This is a genomic window from Microcoleus sp. AT8-B5, assembly GCF_036705565.1.
In the GTDB taxonomy this organism is placed as follows: Bacteria; Cyanobacteriota; Cyanobacteriia; order Cyanobacteriales; family Microcoleaceae; genus Microcoleus.
Window position 1 is genome coordinate 49,496 of record NZ_JAUBUY010000031.1, and the last position, 15,497, is coordinate 64,992.

A 15,497-nucleotide genomic window follows, 5' to 3' on the forward strand; every position below is an offset into this window, starting at 1 on the left:
CAACTCAGGAGTCAATCGCTGATGATGCTAGGAACAACCGAGATCCCGCAATTAAAGCCGCTTTCCGACTCAGAACTACACAAAATGAACGCCTACTGGCGGGCGGCAAACTACCTATCCGTCGGACAAATCTATCTCCTCGACAACCCCCTACTCAAAGAACCCCTCAAAATCGAACACGTCAAACCGAGACTCCTCGGACATTGGGGCACTACTCCAGGGCTAAACTTCATCTACGTTCACCTCAACCGCATCATCAAAGCCCAAGACATCAACGCCATCTACATCGCAGGCCCCGGACACGGCGGGCCGGGCTTGGTGGCCAACACCTATCTCGAAGGCACTTACAGCGAATATTACTCGAACATTTCCGAAGATGAAGAGGGTATTAAACGGCTATTCAAACAGTTCTCCTTTCCCGGCGGTATCCCCAGCCACGTCGCCCCGGAAACCCCCGGTTCGATTCACGAAGGCGGCGAACTCGGCTACGCCCTCGTCCACGCTTACGGTGCCGTCTTCGACAATCCCGATTTGATTGTGGCGGCTGTTGTCGGTGACGGGGAAGCCGAAAGCGGCCCCTTGGCTGCTAGCTGGCATTCTAACAAGTTTCTCAACCCGGTTCGCGACGGGGCTGTGTTGCCGATTTTGCACTTGAATGGCTACAAAATTGCCAATCCAACTCTGTTGGCCCGTATTCCGCAGGAGGAATTGGAAAGTTTGATGGTCGGTTATGGCTACAAACCTTATTGGGTGGAAGGTTCAGACCCGGAAACCATGCACCAGTTGATGGCTGCAACTCTCGATACCGCGATCGGCGAAATTAAGGCGATTCAGGAAAAAGCCCGGACAGAGGGCTATTCGGGCCGTCCCCAGTGGCCGATGATTGTGATGAAAACTCCCAAAGGCTGGACGGGGCCCAAGGAAGTTGACGGTAAGAAAACTGAGGATTATTGGCGATCGCACCAAGTCCCACTTTCGGAAATGGCTTCTAAGCCCGGACACGTCCAACTCCTGGAAGATTGGATGAAAAGCTACAAGCCGGAAGAACTCTTCGACGAAAACGGCAAGTTAATTCCCGAATTGGCAGAATTAGCGCCCAAGGGATCTCGGCGTATGGGGGCAAATCCCCACGCTAACGGCGGCCTGCTGCTGCGAGACTTGAAAATGCCGAAATTTGAAGACTACGCCGTTGACGTGCAAAAACCGGGCACTGTAATGGCAGAAGCAACCCGCGTTTCCGGCCGCTTCCTGCGAGACGTGATGACACTGAATCAGGAAAACGCGAATTTCCGTATTGTCGGGCCTGACGAGACGGCCTCAAATCGCCTCGATCCGGTGTTTGAAGTGACGAACCGGGTGTGGGCGGGGGAAATTTTGCCCGAAGACGATCACATCTCCCCCGATGGCCGGGTGATGGAAGTCCTCAGCGAACATCTATGTCAGGGATGGCTGGAAGGCTATTTGCTGACGGGACGCCACGGATTTTTCTCCTGCTACGAGGCGTTTATTCACATCATCGATTCGATGTTCAACCAACACGCCAAGTGGTTGAAAACTACTCGTCACATTCCTTGGCGCCGACCGATCGCATCTCTGAATTACTTACTAACTTCTCACGTTTGGCGACAAGACCACAACGGTTTTTCTCACCAAGATCCGGGTTTTATCGACCACGTAATTAACAAGAAAGCGGAAGTGGTGCGGATTTATTTGCCGCCCGATGCGAATACTTTGCTGTCAGTAACGGATCACTGTCTCCGCAGTCGCCACTATGTCAACGTGATTATTGCAGGGAAGCAGCCGGCATTGCAGTATTTGGATATGGATTCTGCGATTAAACACTGTACCGCCGGCATCGGCATTTGGGAGTGGGCCAGCAACGATAAAGGTGGCGAACCAGATGTGGTGATGGCTTGCGCGGGTGATGTTCCGACGCTGGAAACTTTGGCTGCGGTTGACATTCTCCGCCGAGATTATCCCGATTTAAAAGTGCGGGTGGTGAATGTGGTGGATTTGATGACGCTGCAACCTGCTAGCGAACATCCCCACGGTTTGTCTGACAAGGATTTTGATACTTTGTTCACGAAGGATAAGCCGGTGATTTTTGCTTTTCACGGCTATCCTTGGCTGATTCACCGCTTGACTTATCGCCGGACAAATCACCCGAATATTCACGTTCGGGGTTACAAGGAAGAGGGAACGACTACGACGCCGTTTGATATGGTGGTGATTAATGACCTCGATCGATTCCATTTAGTTGGAGATGTACTCGATCGCGTTCCGAAACTGAGTTCTGTTGCAGCTTACGGCAAACAAGCTATCCGTGACAAGCTGATCGAACACAGGCACTATATCAACGAACACGGCGATGATATGCCGGAAATCCGCGACTGGAAGTGGCCGCACGCGGGCCCGGTTTCGCCGGAACCGCCGAAGGAAACGAAAGATCCGACAACGACAGGAGATCAAACTGTGCGATCGGGTGCTCCTGGGTAGGTGCGATCTCTGTCTGAAAAGAAAGTCCTCAGAAATTGAGGGCTTTTTTTAGTTGTTATGAGAAATCTGTCGTTAGTCCGCGAGTCCGCCAGGGGTTGAAAACCCCTGTCTCATAGCAAAAGTCGGTTGAAACCGACTATCGATTTTAGATTTGAGATGTTAGATTGGGAATTATTGATTTGAGATTGGAGATTTGAGATTTGAAATTAGGAATTAAGTGGTTTATTTAATTGGCGTTTCAGTCCTCTTTTAGAGGACTTTCGCTATGAGACGGGGGTTTTCAACCCCCGGCGGACTTGCGGGTTAATCGATATCTTCATGCTTGTGCCATCTGCGTTAACGAGGCTAGCGCGCGATCGAGTAATACCTCAACTTGGGCGCGAGTTACTCCCGGAAACCATTCGAGAAACTGGTCAATAGAGGCCCCATCTTTAAGGTTCTCGAAAAAGGCGGCAACAGGTACGCGCGTTTCCCGAAATACCCATGCACCACTCACCTTGGTTGGATCGCGTTCAATGACTTCAAAGAGGTCTATATTCTGCATGACGTTCGTTGCTTGTTGCGACTCAAGTAAAACAACTAAGATAGAATTAATGGTAGCATAAATCAATGGTGATTTAGGATTTGTACATTCAAAAGAGGCGGTCATGCTTAAAGAAATAGAAATCCAAAATTTTAGGTGCTTTGAGCAAATCAAAATTTCTGGATTTGAAAGAGTAAATTTAATCGGCGGTAAAAACAATGCTGGCAAGACAGCCTTGCTAGAAGCAATTTTTCTCAATTTTGCTCCCGATGTTAGTAGTATAGTAATGCTAAGAGAGCTGAGAACAGAGTCATCAGCAGCCCTAGATGCTATGCCAGATAGAGCTTGGAATAACTTATTTTATGCCTTAAAGAAAGAAGATAAAACAATAGTTATTCAGGGAAAGAATGATAATAGCAATGATAATATCGAGCGAGTAGAAATTCAAATAGAAATCAATTTACGTGATTCTGATTTAATTATTAAAACAATAAAAGGTGAAAAAAAAATTAACGAGTTAGTAGAAAGCGTTACTTATAGAAGCTCAATAAGTAATACAAATTTCCTTGTGTACGAAATACCGATCGTTCCTCCTTTTATCAGAATTCCCGGAAGAAAACTCATAGAGTCATTCGATCACGCGCGCTTGGATGATAAAGATAGCGAAGTTTTGAAAGCTTTTCAAATTATTGACCCTACGATCGAATCTGTAGAAAGTTTTTCAATTGGCGAACCCACACTTTACTTAAGAAGAAAGGGCGAAAAGCGTTTGCCTTTATCATTGTTTGGAGATGCAATGAATAGAGTTGCATATATTATTCTTAAATTAGTAAACAATAAACACAAAATACTGCTAATTGATGAAATAGAGAATGGCATTCACTATACAAACCAGCGTAATTTTTGGAGAATTTTGTTTAGGTTGGCGGTGGAACTGGATACCCAGATTTTTGCGACAACTCACAGTTTAGAGATGCTGCAAGCATTTGCTGATGTTGGTTTAGAACCCAATCAGGAATGCAGCAGCGCATATTTTGAACTAGCCAAGAAACCGAAAACCGCTCAAATAATCGGCATCCGGCGCGATTTGGAAACCTTGAATTACGCACTAGAGCATCAAAAAGGAGTGAGAGGTGAGTAATATTGTCATAGTAGAAAGTAAAAACGATGCAATTTTTATGAAGGCTATGGTTGAGAAACTTAACTGCGATATCCAGGTAGAAAAACCTATTTATATAGAGGATTATGAACGTTTGGAAGGCTTGAGCGAAACAAAACTAATTACTACTTTAAAAGCTTTAGAAGCCGACCTTCAAAAAAGAGATATAGAAAAGATTGGGATTATTATTGATATTGATAACTATTCAGAGCCTGAACGGTTACAATGGGTAAATAAATGTATACAACAGGTGTTTGAATCTGAAACTTTGTCAAGCACTAAACAATTTATAGATATTGGTGGAGATAATGGAACAAAGGCAAAATTGGCTTGTTATTTTACAAATGTTGGAGGTAAAGGCGAACTGGAAACGCTTTTAAAGGCAATAAAGGCTAGAGAATCACCTCATGCTGATTGTTTGAATAGCTGGAAAACTTGCATAGAAAGCCAGGGACAGCAAATTAACCAGAAAGATTTTGACAAATTCTGGGTGAGCATCTATCTCAGGTATGATACTTGCTCAAATCAGGAACAGCAACAAGCTGGAAGGAAATGCACTATGTCTGGGTTTGATTATGTTATGAAACACAAAAAAGATATTTGGGATTGGGATAATTCTGCTCTCGATGATTTGAAGGAGTTTTTTAAACTCTTTTGCTAACATAGTAAAATTCACACACAATTAACTAACTCATGAGCTTAAAAATCTACTTTGTACGACACGGTGAAACGACTTACAGCCAAACAGGTGGCTTCTGCGGCGCTATCGATCCAGAATTAACGCCCGTAGGTTCTCAAATGGCAGAACAGTTTGCTGCTACTTACGCAAAATTGCCTTGGAATGCTGTTTATGTCAGTCCGATGAAACGCACAATTGCTACTGCAAAACCTTTGTGCGATGCTGTGGGAATTGAAATGCAGCTTCGCGACGGACTGAGGGAAATTAAGTACGGTGAGTGGGAGGGCAAAACAGTAGAAGAGGTCAAAGAAGAATACGAAGAAGATTATATTAATTGGCTGACTGAACCTGCTTGGAATGCACCAAACGGCGGCGAAACTTCGGTGCAAATTGCCAGTAGAGCTTCCTTAGTTATTGCAGAAATTGAGGAAAAATATAAGAATGGAAATGTGTTGGTTGTCTCCCACAAAGCAACTATTCGGATTATTCTGTGCAGTCTGTTGGGGATTGATTTGGGACGTTATCGCGATCGCATTGCCGCTTTAGCAGCTTCTGTCAGTATTGTCAAGTTTGATGTTCGCGGCCCGCTGCTGGAGGTTTTGGGCGATCGATCGTACATGGATGAAAACCTCCGCAATTTACCCGGTACTTGAAATTGCGGGTAAGGTGCGGAAGTGCACCCGGAGCGTCTGAAACTAAATCGCGCCTATGTAAGACAATCCTAAAATAGTACCTGCTCCCAAAATATGACCAAAGGCCATAGTTCCCACAACTGCACCCAAACTCAAACCGCCGAACATACTGGATGAGGGCATTGCTGGGCCTGTGTGAGGCTTTTGGATGGTTGATTTGCCGATCGCAATAGCTAAAATATTGCAAAGAATCATAATCAAACCGATCGTGGGGCTCCACTCTAGGGTTCTGGGGGCAACGGCAAGTAAAATTGGTGTAAACATCGATCGACTCCTTAAACTTTAGTCAATGAAAATCTGCCTAGAAGATATATCAAAAAAATGCAACTGTTCGCTACACATTGCATTAAGAGTTAATTTTTCGACATTTTTCTTAATATTTTTCCCAGGATATCAAGATTTCTTCGTCTGTGCAGGCGGATGAAAGTTTGACAAGATGCGATTGCAATCGCCTAGCGATCGAAAGAACGAATCAACAGGACATAATCAAGCATGAAAATACTGGTGTTAAATGCGGGTTCTAGCAGTCAAAAGAGCTGTCTTTACGAGTTAAACGATGTCCTCCCCGATCGACCTTTGGAACCCCTCTGGGAGGCTCAAATAGACTGGACTCACCAGCAGGGTATAGCAGAGTTGAAAGTCAAAACAGCAAAAGGCGATAGGCTTGAGGAGGAATTTGCATCCGAGTCTCGCCAAGATGCTATTTCTCGAATGCTGGAGAGTCTTTGGAAGGGAAAAACTCAAACAATTAATGATTTAAACGAGATTGATATTGTCGGCCACCGCGTCGTACATGGCGGACAAGATTATCAGCAAAGTACGTTAATTTCGCCGGATGTTAAACAGGCGATCGCCCGTTTATCTGTTTTCGCCCCTGTCCACAATCCGGTTAACCTCGAAGGTATCGAAGCGATTGAAAAAATCCTCGAAAAAGTGCCGCAAGTAGCAGTATTTGATACAGCTTTTCACGCACAATTGTCGCCCGCAGCCTTTGTTTATCCCGGCCCCTACGAATGGCTGGAAAATGGGATTCGCCGTTACGGTTTTCACGGGATTAGCCATCAATATTGCGCGCGTCGGGCCGCCGACATTCTGGGTCGAGATTTGGCAGATTTACGGTTGATTAGCTGTCATTTGGGCAACGGATGTTCTCTGGCGGCCATTCGCGGTGGCTGGAGTGTTGACACGACGATGGGATTTACGCCTCTGGAAGGTTTGATGATGGGAAGTCGATCGGGTTCGATCGATCCAGGCATCCTCATTCATCTATTAAAACAATCCGATTTTACTGCTGAGAAACTTGATGGTATTCTCAATCGAAATTCTGGTTTAAAAGGGATTTCAGGCGTGTCTAGCGATCTGCGGCAGATTGGAGATGCGATCGCCCAAGGTAATCAGAGAGCTCAACTTGCTTTGGATATTTACATCCACCGTTTGCGTGCCGGAATTGGTGCCATGCTGGCGAGTTTAGGAGGGTTAGATGCTTTAATTTTTACGGCGGGAGTTGGGGAAAATTCTGCTCTTGTACGGGCTGCCGCTTGCGAAGCTTTTGGATTTATCGGGTTAAAATTGGATGGGGATAAAAATCAACAGTCACCGATCGATCGAGATATTGCGGCAGTGGATTCAGCGGTGAGAATTTTGGTAATTCACACGCAGGAGGATTGGGAAATTGCGCGAGAATGTTGGAAACTTTCTCACTAAGGAATGAGAATTAAATAACTTCCACTCTTGAAAGTGGGATGGGCGTCCCGCCCGTCATGAGTGGACGGGCGGGACGCCCATCCCACAATAACAATTAAAATTGTAAGTTATTTAATTCGCGCTCCTAACTTATTTTATAAATTCCTGCAACAGCGATGCCCACTCAGCTTCGCAGAATCGTCAACAATCACGAACGGCGCAAGCGGATTTACGCAAATAAAGAGAGGTAGAGACGTTTATGATTCCATTTTCCCTGAAACATCATTACTCTTTCAGCCTTGCTGTGGGTTAATAGTAGCGCCGATTACAAAACTTGCCTGGGCGCGATCGGAATTTCAATAATAAACTCGCTCCCCTCTCCTGGTGCAGAAACACAAGTCAATTTTCCACCGTGAGAACTGACAACAATCGAGTGAGAAATAGACAATCCCAAACCAGTTCCCGAACCCACGGGCTTAGTTGTAAAAAATGGATCGAATATCTTGTGCAGCACCTCAGTGCTCATCCCCGGCCCGCTGTCGGCAATTCTAATTATGGCAGAATTCCTGTCTGTCACCTCTGTAGAAATTGTAATCGTAGGCTGTTGATGAGAGTTTTCCGGGCTATCTCTGGCTACGAGGAGAGCATCGATCGCATTTGTCAAAATATTCATAAATACCTGATTCAACTGAGACGCATAACAAGTAATTAGGGGTAGCGTGCTGTAATTTTTAATCACCTCAATTCCCAAACGCCCGCCCTCTTTTCTCAGGCGCGGTTGCAGCAACATCACCGTACTGTCGATGCCTTGATGGATATCTACCGACTTCATTTGCGCTTCGTCGAGGCGCGAGAAATTCCGCAAGCTTAGCACAATATCCCGGATTCTTTCCGCTCCTACTTTCATGGAATCCAGCAGCTTTTGCAAATCCTCGCTCAAAAATTCCAGCTCAATAGTTTCTATTTCTTCTAAAATTTCATCAGCAGGTTCTGGATAGTGCTGCTGGTAAAGCTCAATCAATTTTAGCAAGTCTTTAACGTATTCGCTAGCCGGATTAAGATTACCGTAGATGAAACTTACAGGATTATTAATTTCGTGAGCTACACCAGCCACCATTTGCCCCAAACTAGACATCTTTTCCGTTTGGATTAATTGAGCTTGAGTTAGTTTAAGTTCGCGCAAAGTTTGTTCTAAACGCTCGTTCTTTTCATTTAACTCCTGCGTCCGTTCTTGCACTTTCTGTTCCACCGAATTGTAAAGTAGAGCATTTTCCAAAGAAATAGCAACTTGGGAAGAAAGCAACCTTAAAACTTCCAATCTGTGGGGAGTAAATGCTCCGACAGTCAAATTGTTTTCTAAATAAAGAATGCCGATCAATTTCCCTTGATTGATGATGGGAGTACACAAAATAGATTGCAGTTTGTGTTTAGCGATGTAAGGATCGGCTGTGAATAGTCCCTCAGCCGCCGCATTGCTCAATACCAAATCCGAGCGAGTCCTTTCCACATAATTAATCACCGTCACAGGTAAATCGTGATAGTCTGCAACAGGCGTAAATTGCAGCACAGCTACATCTTCAGCAAATACTGACGCTTTAGCTGAAATCAACAGTTGACCATCTCTAACTAAAATTAGAAAACCTAATTGAGCCCCCGCATTTTCTAAGGAGATTCTCATCAAAGAAGCCAGCAACTTATCGAGGACAATTTCGCTAGAAATCGCCAGAGATGCTTTCATTACCGTTGCCAAATCCAGGACTCTCGCATCGCTGCCCGTAGAAGTATGAATAGTCGTGGTAGTTTGATTGTTGTTAAAACTTCCGTTGATCGGCGTCATTTCCCGCAACTGCGGATACTTCTGTTCTAAATCTTCTACTTTGCGAACTGCACCCCAGCGCAAGTAGCACGAGTGAGCTTCGCGCAAGTGAATTTTGGCATATTGATACTTGCCTTTACTCAACCAAAACTTAGCTGCGAGTTCATTAGCTAGCGCTTCATTTTGGACAAATTCATTGTCTTGGGCTAAATTGATAGAGAAATCGTACAGTTCTACAGCTTCTGAATCTTTCTTGGAAATTCTGGCTATTTCTGCTTGTACTAAAAGGTACTTATGCAGAAAATTTTCGGCACAGTTGTCTGCCCAAATTTTCATCTGTTTTTGGTTTTCCTCTAACTTTTCCAAGTATTCCTTTTGCTTCTCTTCTGAAACATTTGGGAAAACGGCGGCTAAAGTTAGAGAAAAGAAAAAATTCCATTCAGTAGCGGGTATGGCTCCGGTAATAAAAGATAGCTGTTTTTCTACTTCAAAAGCTAGTTGTAGCGCTTCGTTGAAGTTGCCGTACCAGTACATTACCTGGCATTTGCGAATCTGATAAAGGCAGAGCGAGTACAAATTTTGATGAGTTTGACAGTTGTGTACGTATTCAGCTTCGCTGATATCTTCGCTTTCAAATACAAACTTTTCAGGAGTTAGTTTGCTCAAGTTACGCAGGATTAACTCTACCCCTAATAAGATATCGGTTACGAGCTGATTTTTGGTCTTTTGGCTGAACTGCAAATACCTGCTCGTGTCGGCTAGAATTTGCGAGATTTCTTTACCTTGAAAAAATGAGTTAGCTATGCGGTTGGACAGGATATAACCCGCATACTCTAAATCTCCTGATTCTAAAGCTGCTTGATATCCTTCATTGCTGATTGCATGGGAATCTTTGATGTGATTGAACCAGTAATAAAAAATACTGACTAAGGATGAACAGGCTCTGCATTTTAAGCCGATATTGCCAGATTTTTCGCTGAGATTTAGCGAGAGCAAGCCGAATTGATACGCAGCTTTGTAATCTCCCGAAACTGCGTTTAAGAACATACCGTAGCCAGCATAGCAAAGAGAGGCTTCGGGTACTAAACCGTATTGTAGAGAAAGATTGACTCCTTTTAAAACGCTGACTTTCCACAAGTCGGGATTTTTGAGGTACGCCGATGTCAGCAAGTTGGTAATTAATTTGACTGCAACTTTTTTGTCGGGTACAGTCATTTCGGGGGCGTCAATTAGGGAAGCTATTTCTCTACCTGCTAAAATATTTGTGGCTGCTGCAAATTCTTCGGATATGACTTTTTGTAGCCCGTCTAGCGGTAAGTCAATGCCTAGCAAGTCCAAAGCTGTGATTCCGGCTTTAACGGCTTCTTCGTACTTCGCCCGCAGGGTGTACTGCACGATCAGCAGGTTGTAAATTTCTACCTTTTCTAAGGCCGATCGCGCTTTTTCCAGAGTTATATTAATAAATTCTTCAGAATTCTCGAAATAACCGTTTAAATACTCAACATTTGCTCGCTCCATGTGCAAGGCAAAGGCTAAATCGTAGTGGGCATCCCAAATATCGGCGCTCAAACCGTCCATGCCTGCGGTTAAATACTGCAAGGCAGCAACATAAGCAGTGGCGTCTTTGGCTCTGCGGGCGGCGTCTAAATTTAGCGTTGCCAGCTCAATTAATTCTCGATCGTCTTTAATTAGCGATCGAGCTACATTCAAGTGATCGACTAATTCAAAGATTCTGTCAGCGCGATATTCAGCCGGAGTGTTTTCTAGGATTTGCCTGCCTATTTTCAGGTGAACTGCCTTTTTTTGCGAGTCGTCGATCAGAGCATAAGCGGCTTGCTGTACGCGATCGTGCAAAAATTTATAATTCAGAATTAATAGTGGAAACAGCACGTAATCTAATGACTTGCTTTCCAATTCCGAAGTTGGCAGAATCAGTCCAGACTTAATCGCTGGCAACAGGTGAGAAAAAGTTTCCGATGCTTCTTTCTCATGAATTAAAGAAAGAGTATTCAAATCAAATTCGTTGCCCAAACAAGCCACTAAACGCAAAACTTGCTGCGTTGAACTTGGCAGTTTTCTCAGTTTTTGTACCATCAAATCTACTACATTGTCAGTGATAGCGCACTGCTCAATTTGAGTCATATCCCAATGCCAGCCGCCCTTGCTCCCAAACTGTGGCGGGTGAAAAACTAGCAGGTTTTCCTGATACAATGTTTGCAGAAATTGATTGACAAAAAAAGGATTGCCGTCGGTTTTGCTGATTACCAATTCAGCTAAGGGTTTGACAGATTCTCGATCGCTGTGCAAAGTCTCCGCAATCAAATGAGTTATGTTTTCCACCCCCAGCGGCGACAAAGCAATCTGATTAATGATAGCTTCCTGATTTCGCAGCGTCTCCAAAGTCATCATTAAAGGATGAGTAGGACTAACTTCATTATCGCGATAAGCACCAATTAAAAACAGATATTGCGTAGCTTCATCTGTCATCATCAATTCGATCAATTTGAGAGTAGCCGAATCAGCCCACTGCAAATCGTCGAGAAAAATGACCAGCGGATGTTCTGGCTGGCAAAATACGCGAATGAAATTTTGAAATACTAAATTAAAGCGGTTCAGAGATTCCGTCGGCCCCAATTCAGATACAGGAGACTGAGCTCCGACAATTAGTTCAACTTCGGGAATAACATCAATAATAATTTGCCCGTTTTGCCCGAAAGAAGTGCGGAGTTTTTCGCGCCAAACTGCTAATTGAGCTTCGCTTTCAGTTAACAGTTGTCGCACCAACTCCGAAAAAGCGCTGACAACGGCAGAGTAAGGAATAGTCCGCTTGTACTGGTCAAACTTTCCCCAAATAAAATATCCACGTCGGCGGGTAATCGGTTTGTCTAAAATCTTCACCATTGCAGATTTGCCAATGCCGGAATAACCGGCAATCAGCATCATCTCGCTCCGGGATTTATGCTGTCCTCTCGCCAAAACAGACAAGGGAATTTCTTTTTTCGATTTGCTCTCTTTTTTGATGACAGAAATTTGAGAATCGTCGGTGCGGTAGCCTCGATTATTTGTTGCTGCTACCCGTTCAAAGGCCGCTAAAAGAGTTTCAACTTCTCGCTGTCTGCCGTAAAGTTTTTGAGGTATTTGAAATTTGTCTGAAATATCTTGCCTGCCGAGAGGAAAATCGGAAACAAACCCAGATGTTTGCCACTGAAACAGGCATGATTCCAAATCAGCTTTTAGTCCCCAAGCACTTTGATAGCGCTCCTCAGCGGTTTTTGCTAACAATTTCATCACAATATCTGAAACAGTTTTAGGAATTTCTGCGGCTATTTCAGCGAGAGGTACTGGCTGTTTGGCTATGTGACAGTGAACTAACTCCATGGGATCTGTAGTGGGAAAAGGGAGTTGTCCTGCCAGGATTTCATAGAAGGTAACGCCGAGGGAATAAAAGTCGGTGCGGTAATCGACTACCCGGTTCATTCTGCCGGTTTGTTCGGGCGACATATAGGCTAAAGTGCCTTCTAAAAAATTAGGGTTTTTATTGGGAATATTTTCCAGGTTGGATGCTGTTGAGATGCTGAAATCTATGAGTTTCACTTGTCCTGTAGCAGGATTAAAAACTATATTAGAGGGATTTATATCTTTATGAATTACATTTTTTCCGTGAATTTCTCCCAAAGTTTCAGCAACTTTGATGGCCGTAGTCAGAAATCCTAAAAGGGTAAATTTTTGGGAACCCATAAATATTTTTAAAGATTCCCCGCCAAAATCTTCTAAGATCATTGCCAGACTATTTCTAACCTGTTGCAACTTATACACTTTCACAACTCCGTCCAACAGGCTTAAGTTGGCAGTGATCTCATATTCGCGCTTGTATCTATTCAGTTCTTCGGGAGTCGGATAGTCTTCTTTGATAAGTTTGATAATAACAGGTTGGTTGTTCTGCTCGTTGTGGCCGCGGTAAACCAGGGAAGTGCTGCTTTCATAAATGAGAGCGAGAACTGCAACGCCGGGAATTGCCATCATAGTTGGGTTCTCTCAAATTAGGTGTGCTTGGTCAATGTTACAGGACTGACGCGCGGCGGGCTAGAAACCGGGTTTCTTCGTTGCTAGTCGTTGACAAACCCAAGATTTTTTCGTGTAAATCGGGTTTCTTTTCGTAAATCCTATGTTATTCTTCATTATCGCTCAAGAGCTATCTTTTGGGATGTGTGGGAAAGCAGGCCTTGACAGGAATGAGCTACTGCTGACAAATGCAAGCTGGGGCTTTCGTCACCTCAGCAGTTAGGTAAACAAAATCACAAATACAGGATTTGTGCAACGATTTACTTTAATGCTCGATCGCCATATTGACAACTAAATCATCTCAGATTCCAAGCAATCGCTTGACTTTCGTGGAGCTTCACCACATCTCGTGAAAATACGCAAGTGCTGAAAGATTTATTTTTTCCGGCGATCGGGTAGGAATTTGCGGTGCTTCAAAAAAACCGGCCGGTGCAAATCTTAACTATAATTCGCTACCGAGGCGCTGAGGGAAGTAAGTGTTGCTTCGGAAGCTGCAAGTTCCTTCAGTTCTATCTATTTTGACCATCGATTAACAATAGTGACATACTCCTACACCAACACAAGCTGTCACCATTGGTGTAGGCTTCTCAGTGACTCCAGCTATTGCTTCGGACATTGACTGAGCTTTAAGCACGGGATGACCCACCGCCCTATTTTTGATTCCTATTGCTGCATTATGATCGCGGTCTAGACTACACCCACAGTGAGGGCAGTCATGCCAACGAATATGCAGCTTTTTTGGTACTTTTTCGCCACAACTAGAGCAATCTTGTGAAGTATTGTAGGCACTTACTGGGATTACCAACACACCAGCATTTACGGCTTTATTTGTTAGAATCGACAGAAAGCTTGACCACCCAGCATCCAACACAGATTTAGCTAATTTTGTACGAGCCAGTCCTTTAATATTCAAATTTTCAACCGCAACAACATCATATTTTTTCAACAGCTCGTTAGCCGTCTTAAAATGAAAGTCTTTACGCTTCTCTGCTACTTTCTTGTGACATTTTCCCAGTTGCTTAACTGCTTTCTGTCTCCGGTTGCTACCTTTTTTACGACGCGATACTCGCTTCTGAATAGTTCGCAGACGTTTCCCGGCTTTGCGGTAATGTTGAGGAATTGCAACTGTTTCGCCCTCAGAGGTTGTCAAGAAATTCTTTAGCCCAACATCAATTCCAGTAATCTTTTGAGGATTAAAATCTGGTTTAATCGTAGGAACTGTTGAATCTTCTAGGGAGAGCGTAAGATAGTACCCATCAGCCTTTTTAGTGATAGAGACGGTTTTGATTTTGAATCCATTAGGTATGGAACGGTGTAAAACAACCTTAACTTTTCCAAGCATCGGCAAGTTAATTAAGTTATTTTGTAAACAACCGTCTTTAACTTGAGGATAAGTGAACGTGCGATAACGACTGCGTGGTTTAAATCTCGGTCTGCCACTACGCTTTCCGTTGCTATCACCTTTTAGGAAACGATCAAAAGATACCTTAACTCGCTTAACTACATCTTGAAGAACTTGAGAGTAAATCTCAGCATACCAAGGATGAGTTTTCTTGAGTTGAGGTAACGTTTTTTTCTGACTGTAATATTCGGGATTATCCCGCAGTTCGGGTAAATGGCAAACTAGCGGACACGCATTGATGGGAGAACGGTTTTGCTCGTACCAATTGAATCTATCAGCCAACAAGTAATTGTATTGAGCCCATAGCATCGACAGCCATCTGTCGATTTCAATGGCTTGTAACTTTGTTGGACGTAATCGATATTGGTAAGAGCTTCTCATTCCTTTGGCGTGGTCGGTACATATCAATTAGTGTTACTGTACCAGAATACTTTATTTACTGTCAAGTGCATGAGTAAAGTATATTGAAGTACAAAATAGACTCGTTAAACAAAGAGTTTGTTTGTTTCGTCATCCACCCGTCTAGCAATTCAAAACATAGTTTTGAATTGCTAGACGGGTGGAATCCTCACCTCACGCGCCTTTCATCCCACACTAATCGAAGCGATATAGTGCGGGGATTCCCGTCTGTTTAGCTAACTGACCGAAAGCATCTAGGATACAAGCCCCCGGCTTCATGGGTGGAGAAATAAAAAACCTGTATCCGATAAAGGATCCCCCGAATTTATCTCGCGCAAGTCAGTCGATTTTAGATTTTAGATTTTAGATTTTAGATTTACCCCACAGATGCAATCTGGGAGCTTGAACTAGGGTCTACAATTTTTATCTTTCCACGACTCCTGTACGTGGCAGCGTATCCGTTTTTGGGCTGGGTCAAGGCTTCAATTCTTTAATCTTTAATCGAAAATCTCAAATCGCGCAATCGATTGACCGAAAGCATCCAGGAGACAAGCCCCCGAATTCATTCCTTCGCAGACTGAGGACC

General features: G+C 43.9%; 9 protein-coding genes. 5 read left to right on the plus strand and 4 right to left on the minus strand.

Features of this window, described 5'->3' with window-relative positions:
• Positions 1–21: 21 nt before the first annotated feature.
• Positions 22–2,496, plus strand: coding sequence for a phosphoketolase family protein (locus QUB39_RS20190; RefSeq protein ID WP_333056603.1), 2,475 nt, complete (start codon positions 22–24; stop codon positions 2,494–2,496).
• Between the two features lie 316 nt (positions 2,497–2,812).
• Here QUB39_RS20190 and QUB39_RS20195 read toward each other — a convergent pair whose 3' ends face one another.
• Positions 2,813–3,106: a DUF433 domain-containing protein gene (locus tag QUB39_RS20195; RefSeq protein WP_333211627.1), complete on the minus strand. Its 294-nt coding sequence runs from the start codon at positions 3,104–3,106 to the stop codon at positions 2,813–2,815.
• Positions 3,107–3,143: 37 nt separating this feature from the next.
• Between QUB39_RS20195 and QUB39_RS20200 the strand changes: the two genes are divergently transcribed.
• The 3 genes from QUB39_RS20200 to QUB39_RS20210 are packed head-to-tail and all read left to right on the plus strand — an operon-like array spanning position 3,144 to position 5,510.
• Positions 3,144–4,160 carry an AAA family ATPase gene (locus tag QUB39_RS20200; RefSeq protein ID WP_333211629.1) on the plus strand — a complete coding sequence of 339 codons (1,017 nt, stop codon included), beginning with the start codon at positions 3,144–3,146 and terminating at the stop codon, positions 4,158–4,160.
• The gene (locus QUB39_RS20205; protein ID WP_333056606.1) at positions 4,153–4,839 is read left to right on the plus strand and encodes a DUF3226 domain-containing protein; all 687 of its coding nucleotides are present in this window, start codon (positions 4,153–4,155) and stop codon (positions 4,837–4,839) included. The genes QUB39_RS20200 and QUB39_RS20205 overlap by 8 nt, the downstream gene beginning before the upstream one ends.
• A gap of 32 nt (positions 4,840–4,871) precedes the next feature.
• The gene (locus tag QUB39_RS20210) at positions 4,872–5,510 is read left to right on the plus strand and encodes a histidine phosphatase family protein (RefSeq protein WP_333056607.1); all 639 of its coding nucleotides are present in this window, start codon (positions 4,872–4,874) and stop codon (positions 5,508–5,510) included.
• A gap of 42 nt (positions 5,511–5,552) precedes the next feature.
• Here QUB39_RS20210 and psaK read toward each other — a convergent pair whose 3' ends face one another.
• Entirely contained in the window at positions 5,553–5,813 is a 261-nt protein-coding gene (gene psaK / locus QUB39_RS20215) for a photosystem I reaction center subunit PsaK (protein WP_333211631.1), read from the minus strand.
• 228 nt (positions 5,814–6,041) lie between these two features.
• Between psaK and QUB39_RS20220 the strand changes: the two genes are divergently transcribed.
• Positions 6,042–7,253, plus strand: a complete 1,212-nt coding sequence (locus tag QUB39_RS20220) for an acetate kinase (RefSeq protein ID WP_333211634.1) — start codon at positions 6,042–6,044, stop codon at positions 7,251–7,253.
• Between the two features lie 304 nt (positions 7,254–7,557).
• On the opposite strand, the gene QUB39_RS20225 is transcribed toward QUB39_RS20220, so the two are convergent.
• Together QUB39_RS20225 and QUB39_RS20230 are read right to left on the minus strand one after the other, a co-directional pair.
• On the minus strand, positions 7,558–13,071 hold the full coding sequence (locus tag QUB39_RS20225; RefSeq protein WP_333211635.1) for an AAA family ATPase: 5,514 nt from the start codon (positions 13,069–13,071) through the stop codon (positions 7,558–7,560).
• Between the two features lie 568 nt (positions 13,072–13,639).
• Positions 13,640–14,893, minus strand: a complete 1,254-nt coding sequence (locus QUB39_RS20230) for a transposase (protein ID WP_333056613.1) — start codon at positions 14,891–14,893, stop codon at positions 13,640–13,642.
• Positions 14,894–15,497 lie beyond the last annotated feature (604 nt).

Excerpts from the sequence above, each read along its gene's own strand:
- QUB39_RS20230 (WP_333056613.1), bottom strand. The coding sequence starts at position 14,893 with ATGAGAAGCTCTTACCAATATCGATTACGTCCAACAAAGTTACAAGCC.
- QUB39_RS20225 (WP_333211635.1), bottom strand. The coding sequence starts at position 13,071 with ATGATGGCAATTCCCGGCGTTGCAGTTCTCGCTCTCATTTATGAAAGC.
- QUB39_RS20220 (WP_333211634.1), top strand. The coding sequence starts at position 6,042 with ATGAAAATACTGGTGTTAAATGCGGGTTCTAGCAGTCAAAAGAGCTGT.
- QUB39_RS20200 (WP_333211629.1), top strand. The coding sequence starts at position 3,144 with ATGCTTAAAGAAATAGAAATCCAAAATTTTAGGTGCTTTGAGCAAATC.
- QUB39_RS20190 (WP_333056603.1), top strand. The coding sequence starts at position 22 with ATGATGCTAGGAACAACCGAGATCCCGCAATTAAAGCCGCTTTCCGAC.
- QUB39_RS20210 (WP_333056607.1), top strand. The coding sequence starts at position 4,872 with ATGAGCTTAAAAATCTACTTTGTACGACACGGTGAAACGACTTACAGC.
- psaK (WP_333211631.1), bottom strand. The coding sequence starts at position 5,813 with ATGTTTACACCAATTTTACTTGCCGTTGCCCCCAGAACCCTAGAGTGG.